23 protein-coding genes are annotated in these 21,993 nt (G+C 44.2%); 15 read left to right on the forward strand and 8 right to left on the reverse strand.

Features of this window, described 5'->3' with window-relative positions; all coding sequences use genetic code 11:
* Positions 1–10 precede the first annotated feature (10 nt).
* Entirely contained in the window at positions 11–2,068 is a 2,058-nt protein-coding gene (topB, locus tag ACLI08_RS14615) for a DNA topoisomerase III (protein ID WP_411429251.1), read from the forward strand.
* 39 nt (positions 2,069–2,107) lie between these two features.
* Here the strand turns inward: topB and ACLI08_RS14620 are convergent, their stop codons facing one another.
* From ACLI08_RS14620 to mobC, 4 genes are all read right to left on the reverse strand, one after another.
* Positions 2,108–2,284 (reverse strand): histone H1, encoded by a 177-nt coding sequence (locus ACLI08_RS14620; RefSeq protein WP_411429252.1) that lies wholly within the window; start codon positions 2,282–2,284, stop codon positions 2,108–2,110.
* A gap of 49 nt (positions 2,285–2,333) precedes the next feature.
* The gene (locus tag ACLI08_RS14625; RefSeq protein ID WP_411429253.1) at positions 2,334–3,188 is read right to left on the reverse strand and encodes a nucleotidyl transferase AbiEii/AbiGii toxin family protein; all 855 of its coding nucleotides are present in this window, start codon (positions 3,186–3,188) and stop codon (positions 2,334–2,336) included.
* Entirely contained in the window at positions 3,185–3,823 is a 639-nt protein-coding gene (locus tag ACLI08_RS14630; protein WP_411429254.1) for a type IV toxin-antitoxin system AbiEi family antitoxin domain-containing protein, read from the reverse strand. The genes ACLI08_RS14625 and ACLI08_RS14630 overlap by 4 nt, the downstream gene beginning before the upstream one ends.
* A gap of 126 nt (positions 3,824–3,949) precedes the next feature.
* The gene (mobC, locus tag ACLI08_RS14635; RefSeq protein WP_411429255.1) at positions 3,950–5,956 is read right to left on the reverse strand and encodes a conjugal transfer protein MobC; all 2,007 of its coding nucleotides are present in this window, start codon (positions 5,954–5,956) and stop codon (positions 3,950–3,952) included.
* Between the two features lie 181 nt (positions 5,957–6,137).
* On the opposite strand from mobC, the gene ACLI08_RS14640 reads away from it, so the two are divergent.
* Together ACLI08_RS14640 and ACLI08_RS14645 are read left to right on the forward strand one after the other, a co-directional pair.
* Positions 6,138–6,878 carry an SDR family oxidoreductase gene (locus tag ACLI08_RS14640; protein ID WP_411429256.1) on the forward strand — a complete coding sequence of 247 codons (741 nt, stop codon included), beginning with the start codon at positions 6,138–6,140 and terminating at the stop codon, positions 6,876–6,878.
* A gap of 19 nt (positions 6,879–6,897) precedes the next feature.
* Positions 6,898–7,812, forward strand: coding sequence for a helix-turn-helix domain-containing protein (locus ACLI08_RS14645; RefSeq protein ID WP_411429257.1), 915 nt, complete (start codon positions 6,898–6,900; stop codon positions 7,810–7,812).
* Positions 7,813–7,847: 35 nt separating this feature from the next.
* Here the strand turns inward: ACLI08_RS14645 and mobB are convergent, their stop codons facing one another.
* Entirely contained in the window at positions 7,848–9,113 is a 1,266-nt protein-coding gene (gene mobB / locus ACLI08_RS14650; protein ID WP_411429258.1) for a conjugal transfer protein MobB, read from the reverse strand.
* Positions 9,110–9,553, reverse strand: a complete 444-nt coding sequence (gene mobA / locus ACLI08_RS14655) for a conjugal transfer protein MobA (protein WP_411429405.1) — start codon at positions 9,551–9,553, stop codon at positions 9,110–9,112. Before mobA ends, mobB begins: the two co-directional genes overlap by 4 nt.
* A 586-nt stretch (positions 9,554–10,139) precedes the next feature.
* On the opposite strand from mobA, the gene ACLI08_RS14660 reads away from it, so the two are divergent.
* From ACLI08_RS14660 to ACLI08_RS14670, 3 genes are all read left to right on the forward strand, one after another.
* Entirely contained in the window at positions 10,140–10,925 is a 786-nt protein-coding gene (locus ACLI08_RS14660; protein WP_411429259.1) for a ParA family protein, read from the forward strand.
* Entirely contained in the window at positions 10,912–11,313 is a 402-nt protein-coding gene (locus tag ACLI08_RS14665) for a DUF3408 domain-containing protein (protein WP_411429260.1), read from the forward strand. The genes ACLI08_RS14660 and ACLI08_RS14665 overlap by 14 nt, the downstream gene beginning before the upstream one ends.
* A 245-nt stretch (positions 11,314–11,558) precedes the next feature.
* Positions 11,559–11,948 carry a hypothetical protein gene (locus ACLI08_RS14670; protein WP_411429261.1) on the forward strand — a complete coding sequence of 130 codons (390 nt, stop codon included), beginning with the start codon at positions 11,559–11,561 and terminating at the stop codon, positions 11,946–11,948.
* 1 nt (position 11,949) lies between these two features.
* Here ACLI08_RS14670 and ACLI08_RS14675 read toward each other — a convergent pair whose 3' ends face one another.
* Positions 11,950–12,795 (reverse strand): YecA family protein, encoded by an 846-nt coding sequence (locus tag ACLI08_RS14675; protein WP_411429262.1) that lies wholly within the window; start codon positions 12,793–12,795, stop codon positions 11,950–11,952.
* Positions 12,782–13,408 carry a hypothetical protein gene (locus ACLI08_RS14680; protein WP_411429263.1) on the reverse strand — a complete coding sequence of 209 codons (627 nt, stop codon included), beginning with the start codon at positions 13,406–13,408 and terminating at the stop codon, positions 12,782–12,784. Before ACLI08_RS14680 ends, ACLI08_RS14675 begins: the two co-directional genes overlap by 14 nt.
* A gap of 233 nt (positions 13,409–13,641) precedes the next feature.
* On the opposite strand from ACLI08_RS14680, the gene ACLI08_RS14685 reads away from it, so the two are divergent.
* The 9 genes from ACLI08_RS14685 to traN are packed head-to-tail and all read left to right on the forward strand — an operon-like array spanning position 13,642 to position 21,573.
* Positions 13,642–13,947, forward strand: coding sequence for a DUF4134 domain-containing protein (locus ACLI08_RS14685; protein WP_411429264.1), 306 nt, complete (start codon positions 13,642–13,644; stop codon positions 13,945–13,947).
* An 11-nt stretch (positions 13,948–13,958) separates the two neighbouring features.
* On the forward strand, positions 13,959–14,291 hold the full coding sequence (locus ACLI08_RS14690; protein WP_411429265.1) for a DUF4133 domain-containing protein: 333 nt from the start codon (positions 13,959–13,961) through the stop codon (positions 14,289–14,291).
* Entirely contained in the window at positions 14,288–16,786 is a 2,499-nt protein-coding gene (locus tag ACLI08_RS14695) for a TraG family conjugative transposon ATPase (RefSeq protein ID WP_411429266.1), read from the forward strand. Before ACLI08_RS14690 ends, ACLI08_RS14695 begins: the two co-directional genes overlap by 4 nt.
* A gap of 20 nt (positions 16,787–16,806) precedes the next feature.
* Positions 16,807–17,436 carry a DUF4141 domain-containing protein gene (locus ACLI08_RS14700; RefSeq protein WP_411429267.1) on the forward strand — a complete coding sequence of 210 codons (630 nt, stop codon included), beginning with the start codon at positions 16,807–16,809 and terminating at the stop codon, positions 17,434–17,436.
* A 15-nt stretch (positions 17,437–17,451) separates the two neighbouring features.
* The gene (gene traJ, locus ACLI08_RS14705) at positions 17,452–18,450 is read left to right on the forward strand and encodes a conjugative transposon protein TraJ (protein ID WP_411429406.1); all 999 of its coding nucleotides are present in this window, start codon (positions 17,452–17,454) and stop codon (positions 18,448–18,450) included.
* A 17-nt stretch (positions 18,451–18,467) separates the two neighbouring features.
* Positions 18,468–19,091: a conjugative transposon protein TraK gene (gene traK, locus ACLI08_RS14710; protein ID WP_411429268.1), complete on the forward strand. Its 624-nt coding sequence runs from the start codon at positions 18,468–18,470 to the stop codon at positions 19,089–19,091.
* 10 nt (positions 19,092–19,101) lie between these two features.
* Positions 19,102–19,371: a hypothetical protein gene (locus ACLI08_RS14715; protein ID WP_411429269.1), complete on the forward strand. Its 270-nt coding sequence runs from the start codon at positions 19,102–19,104 to the stop codon at positions 19,369–19,371.
* A gap of 22 nt (positions 19,372–19,393) precedes the next feature.
* Positions 19,394–20,665, forward strand: a complete 1,272-nt coding sequence (gene traM / locus ACLI08_RS14720) for a conjugative transposon protein TraM (RefSeq protein WP_411429270.1) — start codon at positions 19,394–19,396, stop codon at positions 20,663–20,665.
* A gap of 17 nt (positions 20,666–20,682) precedes the next feature.
* Positions 20,683–21,573 (forward strand): conjugative transposon protein TraN, encoded by an 891-nt coding sequence (traN, locus tag ACLI08_RS14725; protein WP_411429271.1) that lies wholly within the window; start codon positions 20,683–20,685, stop codon positions 21,571–21,573.
* The last annotated feature ends 420 nt before the right edge of the window (positions 21,574–21,993 follow it).

A 21,993-nucleotide genomic window follows, 5' to 3' on the forward strand; every position in this document is an offset into this window, starting at 1 on the left:
GGAATGTGTTATGATAGCAGTATTGGCAGAAAAACCGAGCGTGGCCCGTGAGCTGGCCGCGCTCTTGGGCGCAACGGATAAGAAAGAAGGATTTATTGAAGGAAATGGCTATGCTGTTACCTGGGCGTTCGGGCATCTGGTAAGCCTGGCGCTCCCTGAAGCGTATGGCTATACGGGTTTCCAACAAAGTAACCTACCAATCTTACCTGAGACTTTTACACTTGCCCCACGATTGGAAACTAATCGTAAAAAAGATAAAAGCAACAGTACTATAAGGCAATTAAAGGTTATAGAAAACTTATTTCAGCAATGTAAGAACATTATAGTCGCTACAGATGCGGGACGTGAGGGTGAATTAATTTTCCGATATATCTATGACTATCTAAAATGTACCAAACCTTTCCAAAGGTTGTGGGTAAGTTCGCTTACTGAAACGGCATTAAAGAAAGGTTTTGAGAACCTGCAGCCGGGTTCTGATTTTGACAATTTGTATCAGGCAGCCCGTGCAAGAAGCCGTGCAGACTGGTTGGTGGGTATTAATGCAACACAAGCCCTGACTCTCGCTGCCGGTACCGGTATCTATCCCCTTGGACGTGTGCAGACCCCGACCCTGGCCATGATTTGCAAGAGGTACGAAGCGCATCAAAATTTTATCCCTGAAAAATTTTGGCAATTGCAACTACAGCATACTAAATCATTTATTGACTTTCATAGTATATCTACCGAAGTATACCACGATAAAACCGAAGCCGAAGAAGCTCATCAGGTGTTACAGCGCCAGAAACAAGCCGTTGTAACCGGGATATATTCTGAAATCGTAAAGGATCCACCGCCTTTGCTTTTTGACCTTACAGGACTGCAAAAAGAAGCCAACCGCAAGTTTGGCTTTACCGCTTCCGAAACACTGGATATTGCACAAAGCCTTTACGAGAAAAAGTTTATTACCTATCCCCGAACCGGGAGTAAATACATTACACCCGACCTTTGGAGTACAGTCCCGGAACTCATCAGGGGGCTTGAAGTCGATCCGGCTTTCGGTAAAGTACTACCACAATTGAAATATGCACGGTTGAACAAGCATATTGTCAATGAAGGCAAGGTAACCGACCATCACGGCCTGTTGGTTACGGAGAAAGTCCCATCAGCACTTTCCGTAAAAGAGATGACCCTTTACCACATGATTGCCTTTAGGTTATTAGAAGCGGTTTCAGAGGCCTGTGTGAAGGAAATAACGGAAATTGAATTACAAGTGCTGCACCGCCGTTTCAAGGCTACATCCGTTACCGTATTGGAAGCGGGCTGGTGTGCTATACAAGGTAAATTTGAACATTTGGATGACGCAGAAATGGAATTGCCCGAAATAAAAGTGGATGATATGGTCCGTATTGACGGAGTTTCACTACTCGAAAAACAAAAGCGCAGTCCCGCGCTCTATACGGAAGCCAGCCTACTCACAGCAATGGAACATCCCGGATCAGGTGCTGTTGCACCTGAGGCAAAACAGAAGGTTAAGGCCGGCCTGGGGACACCCGCTACAAGAGCCGGTATCATTGAGGGACTGCTTACGCGACAATATATCCAACGAAAAGGGAAGTCACTTACCCCTACAGAAAAAGGAATTGCAGTGTATACCATTGTCGCAGACAAAGCCATTGCTTCGGTTGCCATGACCGCGGATTGGGAAACAGCACTGGAAGGCATAGAAAATGGCGAATTAACCGCCGCTGATTTTGAAAATGAGATCAAAGCCTATACTGAGAAAATAACCAATGAGTTATTACACACGAAAATCAGTAAAGAAACCGTACCGGAACTGGCATGTCCCGGGTGCAATACAAACCACCTGATAATTGATGAGAAAGCCATCCGATGCCCGGACAAAAGCTGTAACTGGTCGCAATGGCGGACCATCTGCGGCAGGAACCTAAGCCTTGATGAAATTGAAAAATTGATCCAACACAAATCAACCCCTATCTTAAAAGGCCTAAAGAGTAAGGCTGGGAAAACTTTTAACGCGCGGTTAGTGCTAAATAAGCAATTGGAAGTTGTGTTTGGTTTTGAGAAGTAGCTATAGAAAAAATGCTTGCCATACCCGGCAAGCATTTTTTTATTTCTTAGATTCCTCTAAGGAAATCTTACGGAATTCTTTTAGCAGTTTTTCAAGGTCAAGGGATGACTTACGCGCCCTTGTACCGGCTGCTTTATTATTTTTCTCCAGTTGTAGTTCAGCATCAGCTTTGAAAGCTTCAAACTCTGCACCGATCTTTTCGATTAGTTCTTTCATGTTAGGATTTTTAATGAGGGGCAAAAATACTATTTTTATGACGCCTGTTTTACTGGAATTTTAATTTCTGAATGATATCTGTAAAATATTGTTCGCTCCAGATGTTTAAGACACTGTCGTCTTTGATAAATCGTACAATGTCATCTTTAACATTATCTATGGATACCTGCTTTATTTTATCCTCTAATAATTGTAAAACCTGTTCGCGGGTAATGTTTTCTTCTGGCCAATCACCGGTATCTTTTGCCCTCAGGGCAAAGTGATGCAGATCCAGTGGAACCCCTTTTTTAATGTACCACTCCAGGTCATACCAATCACGCCCTTTGACGCGGTTTTGCCATTTACGGAATAATAGCGCGTGCATTTTCCCTGCAAAAAGGTTGGGAAGGTTAAAGCATTTTACATAGAACGAGAACGGGCGGATCAACAGTTTTTCCTCTGTGGTGAAACCCAATGGCGGTATACGGTCCACTTCAATCTTTATTTTTACGTTTTGGTTTGTCGGAGTAATACCGGCCTGTTTTACGATGTCTTCCAAAATAAGCTCTTTCCAGAGTGTTTCGGATTTCAGGAAAGCCGATTCCACATTGGTCTGCTGTTTCTTTTCTTTTTCACGGATGCTTACCTTCATACCCAACCCCTCAAATTCTTTTACGATCCCCTCAAAATAAGGTTCCAGTGAGAAATTGGGATTGGCTTCCAGGAGTGAAAAATCAAGGTCTTCTGAAAAACGGTCAAGTCCGTAGAAAATCCGTAGTGCCGTCCCCCCGTAAAAGGCAGCTTTCTCAAAAAAGTCTGTCCTTGAGAGTGCCGCAAGGGTTATTTCCTGCATGATCTCACGCAGTGCGGCCAGTGTATCTTCGGTATTTTGCGGTTGATATTCCGCGAGCCATTCTTTAATCATAGTGATTGTAGTGTTTTAGCCAGCATAAGCAGGCTGTTTTTTTTGGGGGCATCTTCTGCCCATGACAGAATTGTTTTCCAGTTTAATGTAGCGAGCCTTTCCTGATCGATCCTAAGGTCTTCTGTCAGGAAATCCCTTACCTGTCCCGGGCTGCGTAATACAATGCCCGATGTGGTAACAATTTTATCGCAGATCGCTTTTTCAGGGCTCGCCACCATTGCCACCTGATTTTTGGAAAGCGCTATACTTTCTATCCCGAACGCATAATATGGTGATGGGATATGCCGGTAGGTAAAACGTCCTACCGGTGTTTTATATGTTTTGGTGGTTTTGATGGTCACTGAAGCTGTTTCAAATACCCGTTCCGGGATCATCCCCCAGTAAGACAATGCCGATTCCAGGGAGATATAGCTTGGACCCCAGAGATGGTTGGCAATGAGAAAAGGTTCCGGTGTGGGGAGTTCTGTCACTTTTCCCGGAATGTAAAGCCCTTTTTTTAAGGCGGTTAGTTGACCATCCTGAAGGAGTTCACTTATTTTGTCATTAGGACGTTTATAATCTTTAAGCATTTCCAGCATAAGTTGCCTGTTTAGCGGTGCATTAAGATAGCCTTTGGCTTTTTTAGAAAAATCCATAATGTCTAATTTTACTGCTAAAATCGGAAAAATTCCGATTTAGCGCAAATTTTTAAACATTTATTTATGTCCCATATTGAGTAGATAATCGGAATATTTCCGATTATCTACTCAATATTTATCAAATTATGTTTTCTTACTTGGCGTCAAATGCTGTAAATCCGGGTCATTCTTGATTCTGTTTAATTCTAAATCTATGATATTTACAATATCCAGTTTGATCTGACGGTAGTTATCATCGATATCCCGGCCCATACGGTCTCGCCCTTGCTTATCTACAAAGGAACGTATGTTGGGTATCTTCTGATAGCTTTTTTCCTCATCTGCTATTTTCGAGGCGTCTACGACAATTTCAGCATGGAATATCTTCTGTTCTATACGCTCATCAAAATTGTCCGATACAGCCCCTACAAACATTCCCTGTGTGAGCGTCGCTATTTTACTTGCCGGTATAAGGCTGTCGAGCTGGGTGGAAATGGAGGTTGATTTATCGTTACGGTTGATGGTCATGCTCTGGCGTTTTTGCAGCACTTTTCCGAAACGTTCTGAGAGGCTTTTAGCGGTTTCCCCGACGACCTGACCGCTAAAGATATTACCCACCGTATTCTGGATCACTTTACTTTCCTTGTCGCCATAGTCACGGGTAAGCTGTGAGTAATCCTGAAAACCGAGGCAGACCGCGACTTTGTTACTACGCGCAGTCGCAATAAGATTGTCCAGCCCACGAAAGTAGATGGTGGGCAGCTCGTCGATGATGACGGAACTTTTTAATTGCCCTTTCTTGTTGATTAGCTTCACGATGCGGGAATTATATAGCCCCAAGGCAGCAGAATAAATATTCTGGCGGTCGGGGTTGTTGCCCACGCAAAGAATCTTAGGCTCCTTAGGGTTGTTGATATCCAGCGAAAAATCATCTCCCGTCATTACCCAATACAGCTGTGGTGAAATCATACGTGATAATGGGATTTTCGCAGAGGCAATCTGTCCCTGAAGCTGATCCTGCGCCCCGCCCTGCCAGGCATCCATAAAAGGCGACAGGTAATTTTCCAGCTCCTGATAAGATGTCAATATCGTAAACACATCGGCATACTTCTTATTCAGCAGCTCTATGGCGTGCGGGAAAGTGCAGTAGCGTCCGTTGTCGTAGATTTTTAGGAACCAAATGATGGCAGCAAGCAGTATAATTGGCGATTCCACAAAGAAGTCGCCCTGTTTTTGTATCCAGCTGCGGTTCAGGTTGAGCATAATGGTATAGGCCGACTCGTAGGCATCAGAGATATCGGTCATAAAATCCGGATTGATGGGGTTGCAGCGGTGGCTGCGGCGCGGGTCGTCAAAGTTGATGACATAGAATTTGGGTTTGACCTTATAATTATCCGCATATTTTAATAAGTGGTTATAGGCTATGGTTGAAAGGTCATCAAACTTAAAGTCGTAGATATACATGGAAAACCCTTTTTCGATATGCTGGCGGATGTAATTGTTTACTACTGCAAAGGACTTACCCGAGCCGGGTGTACCCAATACTATAGTTGCCCTGAAGGGGTTGACGATATTGATCCAGCCGTTGTGCCACTTTTTGTTGTAGTAGAATTTGGTCGGCAGGTTCACCGAATACTCGTTTTCCATGAGCTGGGTTTCTTGCTGGAAACTTTCATTTTCCGTATTGAACACATCGTCCATCAGGTTAGTCCGTAATAACCTTGACAACCAGACACCTCCAACCATCAGGCAGATGTAACCGGTTGCGACAATTGCCATGTATGCCGTTACAGTCCACTCGCTACTCAAAGAAAGCATCCACCCGCTACAGAAGAAAAGCAGGAAGCCTGTGAGCAATATCCCATTGATTTTGGTCCAGGTTACCTTTTTATTTTTGACCCCTTTGGTACCAAGGCAGCTTAACGCTAAAAGTAGTACCGTAAAAACCTTGGTATACAGCCCATAGGAGAATAGTCCCGCTGTACGCTGGAAATTGGACAGTATCTTATTAACCAGGTTTAGTGTCCAGCCCTTATCCAAAAACCAGCCATAGCAAAACCAGTAAAAGTGCATCAGCAAAATAAGAATGCTGACCGCGCGCATAAAAGCCATTATTTTGGCAAGCCCTCTGATGTCGTCTTCTCCTTGCATATCTATCGTTATATAATTTATGAATTTAAGGCTGTGAGGGTATGATAAGTGAGAGATGAGTTTATATGGCAGTTAGTAGCCTTGTTTGGCTTTTTGTTTTTTCAACTTCATCAAATACCAATTTGACTACTTTTTACCGGGTAGCAATCAGGAATTTTGCATAAATAATTAATTCAGGAAAATGCAAAACATAAAAGACAAAGTTGTTGCTATTACAGGAGCAAGCTCAGGAATTGGAAAAGCTGTTGCTATAAAGCTGGCTGAACATGGGGTGAGCGTAGTTTTAGGTGCAAGAAATATCGAGAAATTAGAGTGTATTGTTGCTGAAATTAAGAATAACGGAGGTAAAGCCGTGTTTGTGAAAACGGATGTCAGCGATAAAGGAGATTTGATTAACTTGGTAAATTTAGCTGTTTCCCAATTTGGTAAGTTGGATGTTATAGTAAATAATGCAGGTGTTGCCGGTATCAGCCGAATTGACGATTTAGATATTGACAGTTGGGATAAGATGATAGACGTTAACATCAAAGGAACCTTATATGGTATGGCAGCTGCAATTCCCATTTTTAAAGAACAACAATCAGGGCATATCATAAATATCATCTCAACTGCTGGAATAAAAACGGTACCAACTCAAGGGGTTTATGCAGGAACTAAAAATGCTGTGCGTACCATTTCGGAAGCCTTTCGGCAAGAATCGGATGGAAGCACACGTATAACAGGCATTTCACCGGGGTACATCAAAACAGATTTCGCGGTTAAAAGTGTAAAAACAGAGGACATGAAAGATGCTGCTGCCAAGGCCGTTGAAGTATTGGCGATTGATCCAATAGCCATCGCTGATTCAGTAATTTATGCAATAAGTCAGCCAAGCGACGTTGAGATTGGCGATATTGTTATCCGTCCCAGTAAACAAAATTGATTAAATTAGTGAACAAAAAATGCAACGAAAATCTAATATATATCATATTAACAGCATATCACAATTGGTGCGGGAATTAGGGCTTCCTGCTCCAATGCATCCTTTAATTACGATAGTTGATTACAATGACGTTTCAACCGCAATGTTTCCTAAAGGAAAGAAAGTTAGTATTGATTTTTACAAGATTTCATTTAAACCTACCTTCAGTGGAAGAACAAAATATGGGCAAGGATATTACGATTTTGAAGAAGGAGGATTAGCATTTCTGAAACCTAAACAAATTGTTTTTTCGCCGGAAGACGCTGGAAATTACGAAGGGTTGGTACTGTATTTTCACCCGGATTTTATTAGGGCTTATCCATTAGGGGTTTCAATAATTCATTACGGTTTTTTTTCTTATGATGTTTCAGAAGCCCTTTGCCTATCTGCAAAAGAAAAAGAAGTAATCAACAATTTGTTTATGGCAATTTCACAGGAATTGAAAAATAATATTGATAAATTCAGCCAGGATGTTTTGGTTTCTCAAATAGAGTTACTCTTGAATTACAGTAATCGTTTCTATAATCGGCAGTTTATTACAAGAACGGCAATCAATCACGATATTATAACTTCACTGGATAAAATATTGAATAGACACTTTGAAAGAGAAAATAGTTTAAAAGACGGCTTACCGTCTGTCAAGTATATTTGTACAGAATTAAAAATATCTCAACGTTATTTGAGTGATATGTTACGTTCGCTAACTGGACTGAATACTCAACAGTATATTCAGAATGCAATCATTGAAAAAGCCAAAGAGAAACTATCCGCCACCAATTTATCGGTTAGTGAAATTGCTTACGAATTAGGATTTGAACATTCGCAGTCATTCAGCAAACTGTTTAAGACAAAAACAAAGCTTTCCCCGCTGGAGTTTAGGCAATCTTTTAATTGAGCATGCAATAGTATTCGCTTTGCATTTCAGCATAATTAAGACTGTCCCCGGCGGTATTTTCTCTTTTTTTTCATCCGGTTTTCAAAATCGCGTTCTTCATAATCCTCACCCTGACGATTGGGTAATAAACTTCCCAAAGCCTCAAGTGTACCGTCATTCTTGGTGGGAGTCAAAAACCCAAAAGGGTCTTTTCCATCAGTATTGACCGGTGAAGGAGATACTTTATTGGACTGTACGGTATCCGAATCGATTTTAATACCGTTATTCCACCAGTCGTTAAAGACGTTAGCAGAAAGGTTTTTACCCAGTTGTGAACCATTCCACACACTCCGGGATTCATGGTCGATGAACGTAATCCCGTATACCCGTCCTTCATTATTGCGGCGTACCACAACATTTATACCCTGTTCAAGCAATTGCCTTTTAAAATTGCTTTCACCATTTGCTATATGCTGGGCTGCTTCAATACTGTTTTTAAGGATGGTCTTTGAGGGATGTTTAGCCATTATTGTTTTTGACTTTTCAAAGTGCATTTCCAGAGACTCCAGCCCGGCATGTTTCCCGAATAAGGAAGATTTAAAAGGCTTACCTGTTTTTTCACCTTTAGCATCAAGCGCAAAGTACACCAGCCCCTTTTTGGCAACCCCATTGGCTTCACCGCTTATCGGTTCGGCAGTACTGTTGAACAGGGATAGCAACGCATTATAAGTGCCCAGATTGGGAAAACTGTAGTATTTAGGGAGATACCGTATGACTGCTGCCATCTGGCTTTTAACATCACCTTTTGAATACTCCACCGGCTTGAAAATGGGTTTTTCATTTCGTTGCGTTTTTTCATCAGCAGGTATAAGATTGAATGTTTTTTCCAGGTTTCGGCAGGCGGCCATGGATCGGTGGTGGTCGTAATTGTCGGGAATTTTACTTCCGTCGAGTTGTACGCAGGTGGTTACGATATGGATGTGGGTACGTTCTATATCGGTATGTTTGTACACGATATAGGGTTGGTTGGTATAGCCCATTTCCTTCATGTACTGCTCCGCCATTTGCATAAAACGGTCGTCACTTACCTTATCGGAAGGATCTGGGTTCAGTGATATATGCCGGACGGGTTTCTCGGTTTTATTATTGGCTAACAGGTACGGTTCAAAAGCACGGCAGATTTGCGCCACGGTGAAGTTACCATCAACGGGATCGGGTATTTTATGGGCAAGCAATACCTTTCCATTTTCCTTATCCACTTTGAGTTGATTGTAAGAAACAGCCCCAAAAATATTCATCCCTTTTCCAATTTTGGCAATCATTTTTCCGAGTTATTAAGCAGGTATTTTGATTCAAATGCCTGCGTCAGTTCGATAATATTTTTGCACAAAGCAGCCATTTCAATGGTTTGTTTTTCCAATTTGTAGAGGTAAGCAGCCGCTTTCTTCTCTGAAAAATTCCGGTATAATATCTTCACCACCTGGTTATAATTCACACCGATTGAGCGAAAAAGATTGAAAAATTTAGTCAGTTGTGTATGGTATTCCATCGCCTGCAGGTCAATTTTAACCGTTTTAATTTCCCTTTCCAGCAGTAGCGAAACGATAAATTTAGCCTTGTTGTGCATACCCGAGCTTTCAAAAAGCGATAGCAGTTTAGCATTTTCTTCGTCGTTCAGGCGAAACACATGGCGGTGTGTGCTGGGGTTCAGCTTGGGCTTGCGCCCCCCTTTGTTTCTCTTTAAGTTATCCTTTTCATTCATCATACATCCATTTTAAAATTAAAAACAGCCGACTTTGGAGGGTGTTTCCAGCCCCCTGCCAGGGCAAGTCGTTTTGAGGCACCGATTAGGTTTCGGGTGCCTCAAAATATAACTTGCTCCTTTCCTGCGAAAGGAAAATCCGCCTCATCCGGCGGATTGCAGTGAGCCAGGACGAAACGGCATCCGGCCGTTTATTTAGAATCCCCACAGGTCAGTCCTGTACTGACAAAGTAAAGCAACCTAACTGGCTAAGGCAGTATGGGCAGCCGAGCCAAAGCCTGACAGCAAATGCCAAACAATCCTTGTGATGAAAACCACTAATGATGATGGATTTACTTTGTGCCTGCGGGAGGTATATACGTACATACGTATCTACGTAAATACATACCTGCACACATAGCTACCTGTGCCGGTAGATGCACACATGTGTATTGATGTACATATAGAGGTATTCCTATATCTATATAGTTACCAGCATACACACATGTATATGCGAGCATGTACTTATGTATGTGTATACCCGTGTACCTGTATAGATATGTACCTACGTACCTCACTATGTAAATAACTATATACCGATATAAATATGGAACGATTTAGCAAAACACTATTTGTTGCTTTTGCTTCCCAAAAGGGAGGTGTCGGCAAAACGACTTTTACCAGCCTTGTTGCAAGTGTACTTCATTACAGGTTGGGCTTTAACGTGGCGGTAATAGACTGTGACTACCCACAATACAGCCTGGTACAGATGCGCGAGCGGGATATGAAAATGGTCATGGAAAATGATGGGATGAAAAAGCTGGCGCACCGACAGTTTCAGTCGCTGGGCAAAAAAGCCTATGCTGTTGTACAACAACAGCCGGATACCGCATTAGAGGCTGCTGAGCGATTGGTAAGGGAAACACAACACGACCTTGATATTGTGTTCTTCGACTTACCGGGTACCGTAAATGCCCCGGGTATTATCAAGGCGTTGGCAGGCATGGACTATATTTTTACACCCCTTGTGGCCGACCGTGTGGTAATGGAAAGTACCCTGGTTTTTACTCAATTGGTCACGGATGTCCTGATGAAACAAAAACAAGTGGCCATCAGGCAAATTTATTTATTCTGGAACCAGGTAGACGGACGCGAACGCAATCCGCTTTATGCGTATTACAGTTCCGTTATCCAAACCCTTACACTGAAACTCATGGATGTTTCAGTGGCCGCCAGCGTACGCTTCAGAAAAGAAAATGATGCCGAGGGCCGGGGTATTTTCCGTTCGACTTTATTGCCAGCAGATGAAAAACTGCTTCAGGGCTGTAACCTTGACAGTTTTATCAACGAGTTTTTAGAAATACTAAATGAGGATAACGATGGAAAAGGATAACAAAGACAAAGACCCTGAAATTGATGAGCGATACCTGATCTCTATGATGGCTGGTGGTGTGCGGAAGGAAGGGCTTGCCCATGATTCAAAGCAACCGACGGATACCGGACAGAAACAGGGGCCAAAATCAAAACCAAAAGCTAAAACGAAGGGCACTTCCAATTATGAAGAGCAGTTTTTAAGAAATAAAGGCGGCAGTGCCCGCAGTGGTAAGGTCGTATACATACGCTCTGAATTTCACGAAAGGTTGTCGCGTATCGTTCAGGTGATTGGTCAGGACAAGGTGAGCATTTATGAGTATATGGATAATCTACTGGAACACCATTTCAATGAATTTGGTAACGAGATCACCCAAAGTTTTAATGATAAATATAAACCAATATTATAGTTATGGAAAAGATAATAATAGTCTCGCTTCTGGCGGTAATAGCCATCTTACTTTACTTACGGACAAAGGCCAAAAATAGCAATCAACCGAACAAAACGCAGAACGATCCCTTACCGAGGGTACCCGATATTGTAGGCAGGCCAAAGCTGGGTGGACGTCCGGCGGAGCCAATACAGGCCACAGCAACCCAAAACAGCGATAACACACCCGCAACTTCTACTTTTGATAATGAAAATAAGCGGGCAGTGAAACCCGCGATTCCGCAGGAAGAGCCGGATGACGAAAGCCTACCCGATTGGGATGATGAAGAAGAGGAAATGAAAGGGTATGCAGCAAATACAGCACATCGTATTGAGGACGGTTTAGCTACCGGGGTTACCTATGATGAGCTTGCTGCCGTGGGGCAGTTGCTTCAGCGCAAGTCGCTTAAGGCTTCTGAAAAAAAGAGCACGGTAAGTGTAGCTTCAAAAATTGACGGGACCGAACTCATGTATATGCTGGAAACCGCCGTAGGAGATGCCTCGAAAAAGATAGCAAAACTACTTGACCGGGCTGACGACTATGAATCGGATTCAGGCTCTTCCTCTCTGCGGAATGATAATGATGGCAGTTTTAATATAGGGGATTATGTTTGACCTAGTTTTTTTTATGCTTTATATTGCTAATAGATTCTGAAAAAATATTATTAGGAAAAATGAATTCATAATGTGGATAAGTATTTCCTACTGTTTTTAAGCAGCACTTCTTGAATTTTATCCCGGATCCACATTCACACTTATCATTACGTCCGCATGAAAAATCACTTTTTTTCACGGAAAGTTCTGATACTTCCAGATTCCAATCTGTGTAAGGGTCTTCAATAATACTAAATAAGTATTCAAGCGGATAATAGTTGTAGTGATCCTTTTGTTCACCGGTACTCTGATCTTTTATAAACATTACTGAAAACTTATTACCAGGATCTTCTACAACTGCCATCCCCAGAACTTCCGCATCAGTTACAATTCTATGACACATTTCGCCATTATATATCTCTCCAACATGATGGCCGCAAGGCTTTCTTATTGATATTTCTTGATTACACACGCTGCATAATTTCTTTTTTTTTAACAGCTCAACACTCCCAAAGAGTTTGTAAGGAAATAGTATTTGCAGATTTCTAAGAATTTTTTCAATTTGAAATAAATGATAGTTATTCGTCGCAGTATTAAAATGTCTTTTCAAATTATGTAAATCAATTTCAATACGCTCAAGCTGACACCAGGCATTGTAATATTCTTTTTGTGCAATAAGATTGAATGCCTGTCGGTGTTGAGCGTGTATGCGAATAATCGTCTGCGCAATCCAACACTCTTTGGCGGTATCTTGATCATTAACTATGACGGCTGCTTTCTTTTGTAATTCTATATAATCATGTAACTTATCAAGTTCGATATTCTCATGAAGATTTATTAAAAGTTGGGCAATACTATTTTTTTTCATACTCTTTCAATGCATTTAATGCTGTTCCAACATCACTTGCAGGACCTTCATAATCTATTTCTTTGGATGTTCCAGTACTGTCTACTACAGTCACAGAAAATTTTATATGCGTTGGCTGAAGAAATTTCTTTTGAGTAATTTCACTTGGAGTTTTTAAGCTTTTAGACTGTGTAGGTATGTTGTTGACAACAGTTGTATTGTTGACAACAGTTGTAGAATTATCTGTAATAATAATATTGGGTTTGCTTTCGTCTTCCTTAATGAAATTATCGTAAATGTACGACGAAAGTACGGTAACAAATACAGGGATTGCAACTGCTAGAACTACAAACTTTCCCAATCTCTTGTAATTGTTGTAGAATGCGAATTCCAAGTAGTCATCATTTCCTATACATATATCAACTATAATATTTTGAGGCAAATTCTTTTTAAAGTAATCTAAAAGTCCCTCTGTTCCTATGGGAAATACGGGAGGGGTATTTTCGCGCAATTCTTCAAAGGGAATTAAGAGAATAGCAGCTTTCACCATTTCTTTTTTTAGTTTGTCATCAATGTAATCTCTACTTATCCAAGTATTGAAGTTTTCATCGCTATCTTTTATTGTAAAATTCATTATTCAAATACTATTTATAATTCACAATAAAGCTACCTTAAAAATGTATAAGTTTCAAAGCTAAATAGCTGAAAATTTATCTAACCATGACTTTAGTTTGAATTTTTCTATTCCAATTGCTGCCAAATAGATCGTGATAACGACGATCCACCCTAATTGAATAGTATAAATCGACATTTGCCCGTAACCCTGCACCCAGCAGGCAATTAATAACCATTAATTCGGTAAATGTTATGAGGAATCAACACAGAAAATTACTGTTCACGGCAGCGTTGCTGCTGGCAGTATCGGGGGCATTCGCCCAGGGAGATGGCTCTGCCGGTATCACGGAAGCTACCCAGATGGTCACATCGTATTTCGCACCGGCGGTACAGCTTATCTATGCCATTGGGGCTGTGGTCGGGCTGATTGGCGGTGTAAAGGTATATAACAAGTTCAGTAGCGGTGACCCGGATACGAGTAAAACGGCAGCCAGCTGGTTTGGCGCGTGTATCTTTTTAATCGTGGCGGCTACCATCCTGCAATCGTTCTTCCTGTAAAACCACATGTTATGAACAGTTATAACATCAACAAAGGCATTGGCAGGACTGTGGAGTTCAAGGGGCTTAAGGCGCAGTACCTGTTCATTTTCGCAGGCGGGCTATTGGCTGTACTGATCGTGGTGATGGTGCTTTATATCGCCGGTGTAGGCTCTTATGGTTGTATTGGCATTGGCGGCGGTGGCGCGGGGCTTATTATTTGGCAGACGTTCGCGCTGAACAAAAAGCATGGCGAGCATGGGCTGATGAAGCTGGGGGCGAAAAAACGCCACCCGAGATACATTATGTGCCGCAGGCAAATCCGAAGGTACATCCGGTCGAACCCTAAAAAGGAAACGGTATGAGAAGTACAGCCAAAGCCACCACACTGGAACGTAAGTTCCCGCTACTGGCCGTCGAAGAAAACTGTATCCTGAGCAAGGATGCGGACATTACCGCCTGCTTTGCCGTGCACCTGCCGGAACTCTTTACGGTAGCCTCGGCCGAGTACGAAGCCATTCATGCCGCCTGGCATAAGGCCGTCAAAACCCTGCCGGACTACACGGTCGTACACAAACAGGACTGGTACATCAAGGAAAACTACACCCCCGAGCTGAATGAAGAAGGCCTGAGTTTTCTGGGCAGGTCGTACAAACAGCATTTTAACGAACGCCCGTTCCTGAACCATTACTGTTACCTGTTCCTAACCAAAATGACCAAGGAGCGGATGCGCATGCAAAGCAACTTTTCGTCGCTTTGCCGTGGCAGGCTGGTACCCAAGGAAGCCAGGGACAAGGAAGCCGTACACCAGTTTATGGAAGCCGTGGCGCAGTTTGAACGTATAGTCAACGATTCCGGCCTGGTGCAGCTGGAACGGCTGACCGAGGAAGCCATCATCGGAAACGATGAAGCACCGGGGCTGCTGGAACAGTATCTTACTTTGTCACGTAGCGGTAAAGAGCCCATGCAGGACATTGCCCTAGGCGGTGAAGAGGTGCGTATCGGAAACAAGCGGTTGTGTTTGCACACGCTCTCCGATACGGACGATTTGCCGGGTACGGTATCTGCCGATACGCGATATGAGAAACTGTCGACCGACCGCAGTGATTGCAGGTTGTCGTTTGCAGCACCTGTTGGGTTGCTACTATCCTGCAACCACATCTACAACCAGTATTTGTTCCTGGACAACAGCGAGGCTAACCTGCAAAAGTTCGAGAAGTCGGCCCGGAACATGCATTCGCTGGCGAAGTACAGCCGCAGCAACCAGATCAACAAGGAATGGATCGAGCGCTATTTGAACGAAGCCCACTCGTACGGGCTGTCATCCATCAGGGCACACTTCAACGTGATCGCATGGTCGGACGATCCGCAGGAGCTGAAGCAGGTAAAGAATGATACGGGGAGTGCCTTGGCACTAATGGAATGCAAGCCCAGGCACAACACCACGGATGTAGCCACCTTGTATTGGGCAGGCATGCCCGGGAACGCCGGGGATTTCCCGAGTGAGGAGAGTTTCTACACCTTCATTGAACCGGCATTGTGCTTTTTCAGTGAGGAAACAAACTATAGGGATTCGCCATCGCCCTTCGGGCTGAAGATGGCGGACCGGCTGACGGGGAATCCCATCCACCTGGATATTTCCGACCTGCCTATGAAACGAGGTGTTATTACCAACCGTAACAAATTCATACTGGGGCCTTCGGGCAGTGGCAAGTCGTTCTTTACGAACCACATGGTACGGCAGTATTATGAACAGGGCGCCCATGTGTTGTTGGTGGATACCGGTAACAGCTACCAGGGTTTATGCGAGCTGATCCACGGCAAGACCAAAGAAAATGACGGAGTGTATTTTACCTATACGGAAGACAACCCGATTGCTTTCAATCCGTTCTACACGGATGATGGCATTTATGACATCGAAAAGCGTGAGAGTATCAAAACACTGATCCTGACACTTTGGAAACGTGATGACGAGCCGCCCACCCGGGCGGAAGAAGTAGCATTGTCCAATGCGGTAAGCGGTTATATTGAACAGGTTAGGGGAGGAGTAGTCCCATCGTTTAATGGCTTTTATGAATACGTTCAGGGTGATTATAAAAAGGTACTGGAGCAAAAGAAAGTCCGGGAAAAGGACTTTGACCTTGCGAATTTCCTGAACGTTCTGGAGCCGTACTATAAGGGCGGTGAGTATGACTATTTGCTTAATTCGGACAAGCAACTGGACCTTTTATCCAAACGCTTTATTGTCTTTGAGATCGATGCGATAAAGGACCATAAAATCCTGTTCCCGATTGTCACCATCATCATCATGGAGGTGTTCATCAACAAAATGCGCAGGCTCAAAGGCGTGCGTAAACTGATACTGATTGAAGAAGCCTGGAAAGCCATTGCCAAGGAAGGCATGGCCGAGTATATCAAGTACCTGTTCAAGACGGTACGTAAGTTTTTTGGGGAAGCTATTGTAGTGACCCAGGAAGTGGACGACATCATCCAGTCGCCCATTGTCAAGGAAAGCATCATCAACAATTCCGATTGCAAGATACTGCTTGACCAGCGCAAGTACATGAACAAGTTCGACGATATCCAGGCTATGTTGGGGCTCACGGATAAGGAAAAAGCGCAGGTACTCTCCATCAACATGAACAACGACCCATCACGGCTGTATAAGGAAGTCTGGATTGGCCTTGGTGGTACGCATTCCGCGGTGTATGCTACCGAAGTAAGCCTTGAGGAATACTTAGCCTATACTACGGAAGAAAGCGAAAAGATGGAAGTCATGGAGCTGGCCAAAGCATTGGGCGGCAATGTGGAACTCGCCATTCGGCGTATCGCGGCACAGCGCCGTGAAAGTCAACTGTAATAACCATAAAATCCAAAACGATGAAAAGAATGATGTATGCGGTGTGGGCAGCCCTGTTGTTGGCTGTAGCACCAGTGAGGGCGCAATGGGTGGTGAGTGACCCTACCAACCTGGCGCAGGGAATTATCAATACGGTAAACCAGATTGCCGAGGCTTCGGCTACGGCTACCAATACGCTGGACAGCTTTAACAAGATCAAGGACGTATACAACCAGGGAAAGGAATATTATGATGCCCTGAAATCCGTCAACAACCTGATACAGGATGCCCGCAGGGTACAACAGACCGTGTTGCTGGTAGGCGATATATCCGATATGTATGTGACGAGTTTCGGCCTGATGATGAACGACCCGAATTTCACACCGGAAGAACTCAATGCCATTGCTTTTGGCTACAGCAAACTGCTGAACGAAACGGCGGGGCTGCTGGATGACCTGAGCCAGATTGTGAGTGTAACTTCCATGTCGCTCAGTGACAAGGAGCGTATGGACGTGATTGAGCGTGTCTACAAAGATGTGCTGCATTATTCCAACCTGGTGCGTTACTATACCAAGAAGAACATTTCGGTAAGTATCGTCAGGGCCAAGAAGCACAACGATACCCAGCGTGTTTTGGAATTGTACGGCAGTGTCAACCAAAAATACTGGTAAATGATCGCGCTTGATATTGAATTTGATAACCTGCACGAGGTGCTGCGATCGCTATATGACGAGATGATGCCGCTCTCGGCAGAGATGGCGGCTGTGGCCAAGGGGCTTGCCGGGCTTGGGGCATTATTTTATGTCGCCCTTAACGTCTGGCGGGCGCTCAGCCGCGCCGAGCCGATTGACCTGTTCCCGCTGCTCAGGCCTTTTGCCCTGGGGCTTTGCATCATGTTTTTTCCGACGATGGTATTGGGTACCATAAACGCCGTGCTCAGCCCGATAGTCACGGGAACCCACGGCATACTGGAAGGCCAGGTTTTAGACCTGAATGCCTTGCAGGCACAAAAAGACCAGTTGGAGCATGAAGCGATGCTGCGTAACCCGGAGACCGCCTACCTGGTATCGGATGAAGAGTTTGACCGCCAACTGGACGAACTGGGCTGGTCGCCCTCGGATCTTGCCACTATGTCGGGTATGTACCTGGAACGCGGCATGTACCAGCTGGAGCAGGAGATAAAGAATGCCTTTAGGGAGCTTTTGGAAATCCTGTTCAATGCCGCAGCATTGGTCATTGATACCCTGCGGACTTTTTTCCTGATTGTCCTGTCGATATTGGGGCCGATTGCTTTTGCCATATCGGTTTGGGATGGATTCCAATCCACGCTGACGCAGTGGTTTACCCGGTACATCAGCGTGTACCTGTGGTTGCCGGTATCTGATTTATTCAGTTCGATGCTGGCCAAGATACAATCATTGATACTGGAGCGTGATATCGAGATGCTTTCCGACCCAACGTATATCCCCGATACTTCCAATGCGGTCTACATCATTTTTATGATCATTGGCATCATCGGATATTTTACGATACCTACGGTGACGGGCTGGATCATACAGGCCGGCGGCGCGGGCAATTATACCCGTAATGTGAACCAGGCCACACAGAAAGCAGGAAACGTGTTAGGCGCCGGAACCGGTGCGGTAACCGGAAACATCGGTGGCAGGCTGATGCACAAACAATAACTATAAAAATCCTGATTATGGAATTTAAAACATTAAGGAATATTGAGAACAGCTTCAGGCAGATCAGGTTGTATGCCATTGCATTTACGGTATTGTGCCTTGGGATTTCCGGCTACGCCGTCTTTGAGTCCTACCGTTTTGCCAGGGAACAACGCGAGAAGGTGTACGTATTGGATCAGGGCAAGTCGCTAATGCTCGCCTTGTCTCAGGATGCCGCGGTCAACCGGCCGGTAGAGGCGCGCGAACACGTAAGGCGTTTCCACGAACTCTTTTTTACCCTCGCACCGGACAAGGCTGCAATTGAGAACAATATGAAACGGGCCTTTAGCCTTGCGGATAAAAGTGCCTTTGACTATTACAAAGACCTTTCTGAAAAAGGATACTACAACCGTATTATATCCGGTAATGTACAGCAGCGTGTTGAGGTGGACAGCGTACAATGCGACTTTGAAAAGTATCCCTATAGCGTACGCACGTATGCACGAGAATATATTATCCGTGCCAGCAACGTCACACGCAGGAGCCTGATAACATCCTGTCTTTTGGTCAATTCCGTACGTTCGGATGTTAATCCCCAAGGGTTCAATATTGAGCAATTCCGGGTACTGGAGAACAAGGACGTTGAGGTCGTAGAACGTTAATATTGATTGTATGCAAACCCTTGTAGAACGTATAAATGCCCACAAAGCAGCATTGGAACACCAATGGAAACAGCTTTCCGAAAAGCAACGACGAAAACTGGTACTGTATGCATTTAGTGGTTACTGTGTATTGACCCTGATTGTGGTCATCCAAGTAATAGTAGCTTTTGGAAGTACGCCTGATGTACTGAAGGTAGAGCATATTGAGAACCCCATTAGAGTGCAACAAGACCCTAAAATGAATAGTGAACCTAAAACAGCAGCGCAACATGGAAAATGATAAGAAGAAAACGAGCGTGCAGGTGACGGAAGGTACCGTACCTGCAAATGCAGACAACCCCCAATTTAATAAAGAGCGTTTAAAGAAGCCGATACTATTTGGCGTGATGGGGTTAATTTTTGCCGCCTGCCTGTACTTTATTTTTGGCAGGGATACCGGCAGTAACACGAAGGACCAAATAAAAATAGGTATTAATGAGGTCGTACCCCAGGCCTCGGAAGACGGGCTGCCCACTGACAAAGGTAAAGCCTATGAGCAGGAAATGCAGCGACAGCGCGAACAGCAAAAGAAAGAAGCCATGATGAGCCTTTCGGATTATTGGCAGTCCGCCGATGATGGAGATAGCATTACAACAAAGACTACAGGATCTAAAGTATCCGAGGAAAGACAGGAAAGCCAAAAAGAAAGCCCGGCACTAAACAGCTATCGTAACATGCAGCGTTCCCTGAATACCTTCTATCAGCCACAGGCAGGACAGGAGGCACTGCGTAAGGAAAACGAAGCCCTGAAAGAAAAGCTGGAAGCCAAGGAGACACCACAGCAGCGCAATAATGAAGACCGCCTCGCACTGATGGAGCAGTCCTTTAAGATGGCGGCGAAATACTTTCCGGGTGGGACTGCGCCAGTGGATCAGGAGAAAGCACCTTTGGCAACAAAAAAGCAGGACGATGAAAACTTTGTGGCGGTACAGCCGGGAAGGAAGTCGGTCGTTTCCCAATTGCAGCGGCAGGTTCCGGATTCTATAACACGGGCGGGTCTTGCCAATGTTGAATTGAACGGATTCCAGACGCCCACAACGCATGAAGCGACCGGAATAGTGGCCAACAGTATTAAAGCCTGTGTCTACCAAACCGGTAAAATAACCGCCGATAGTAATGTGCAATTGCGGCTGGTACAGGATGCCCGTATCGGGGAAACAACCCTGCCGAGTGGATTTATACTAAGCGCGGTGGCTAAATTCCAGCAGAACAGGCTGCAATTACAGGTCGTATCTATAGAGGTAAACGGCAGTATACTACCGGTCAACCTTACGGTGTACGACCTGGATGGACAGCAGGGGCTTAATGTCCCTTACGCTCCCGAAGTGTCGGCAGTGAACGGTACGCTGGCGAATATGGGAAATACCGCCGGGAGCAGTTTTACCATCAACCGATCGGCTGGCCAACAGTTGGTAGCGGATGCGAGCCGTGGGGTGATACAGGGCGTTTCGGGTTACTTTTCAAAAAAGGTACGCGCGCAAAAAGTAACCCTCAAGGCAGGGCATCAGGTGTATTTGGTATCAAAAAAGAAATAAGATTAAAATGTAAGATTATGAAACAGTTCATAAAATACCTATTAGTAATAATTGCAGCTACTAATTCCTTTATAACATTTGCCCAGGCAAAGCAGGCAGACGCATTAGCCCTTGGGGCTATTCCGCCCTACAGTATAGAGGTAACCTATGATAAAACCTCCCATATTATATTTCCGTCGGGTATCCGTTATGTGGATTTGGGGAGTGATTACATCATTGCGGACAAGGCGGCAGACGCAGAGAATGTCGTTCGGGTAAAAGCATCGGTACAGGGATTTGCAGACCAAACCAATTTTTCAGTGATTACGGAGGATGGCAGCTTTTACGGTTTTGACGTATGCTACAGCATTGCTCCGGCAGAAATGAGCTACAACCTGAGTAAAGGCGAACGCCAGGTTCGGCGAAATAATGCTGCGGACGTGCAATTCGAAGATTTGGGAACCACACCGGCCTCGTTAACCGGGCTGCTAATGGAAACGCTGTATAAGAACAATAAAAAAGCCATCAAAAATATCAGGTCAGACAGCTATGGCATTACGTTTCGCCTGAAAGGAATTTATGTACATAATGGTAAGTACTACTTCCATACAGAAATCGAAAATGAAACATTTGTCCCTTTTGCAGTTGACTTTATTACGTTTAAAATATCCGACCGTAAGGTAGCGAAAAGAACAGTGATGCAGGAGAAAATATTGGAGCCGCTACGTACCTACAGGCCTGTAATCCCCGTCGAAGGACAGGCAACCGAACGTAATATTTACCTTTTGGATGTGTTTACATTATCGGAGGGACAGGTGCTGCTCATCGAAGCATTCGAGAAAAATGGAGGCAGGTCGCAGGTTTTAAAAGTCAAGAATTCGGACCTCGTCAAGGCACAGCCGCTGGAGAAACTCAGGCTCAAATTATAAACAGCTGAAAAAGGATTGTATTTCTATGCAATCCTTTTCTATCTTTGTGGGAACATATCGAAAAAATCTTAAAGTGTTTTTGCTTTAAGTCTCGGCACTGAAAACTGGTAATTTTTAAAGACTTCGAGACTAAGTAGAGATGCTCACGCCATGGCGTGGGCGCTCGCTTATTCGGAGTCGGGTATACCAGTGCCCCAGTGCCGGTAAGTGTAGTGGCCTGCGCCTATTTTTTTGTGCAGTTGAAAAGGAATATCCCGCTCCATTTACAATCACTATTTAAGTCATCGTCAGAATTACGTAATATGATTGATTCAACTTCTAAACTCCAAATGAAACTTTCCGATAGTAAATTTCAGTTTAGTAAACGAATGCTAAATTTCTTTCAAATGGCTGAAATTCATACTGTAAAGGATTTAACCA

It is taken from the genome of Flavobacterium sp. RNTU_13, from assembly GCF_046614455.1.
In the GTDB taxonomy this organism is placed as follows: Bacteria; Bacteroidota; Bacteroidia; order Flavobacteriales; family Flavobacteriaceae; genus Flavobacterium.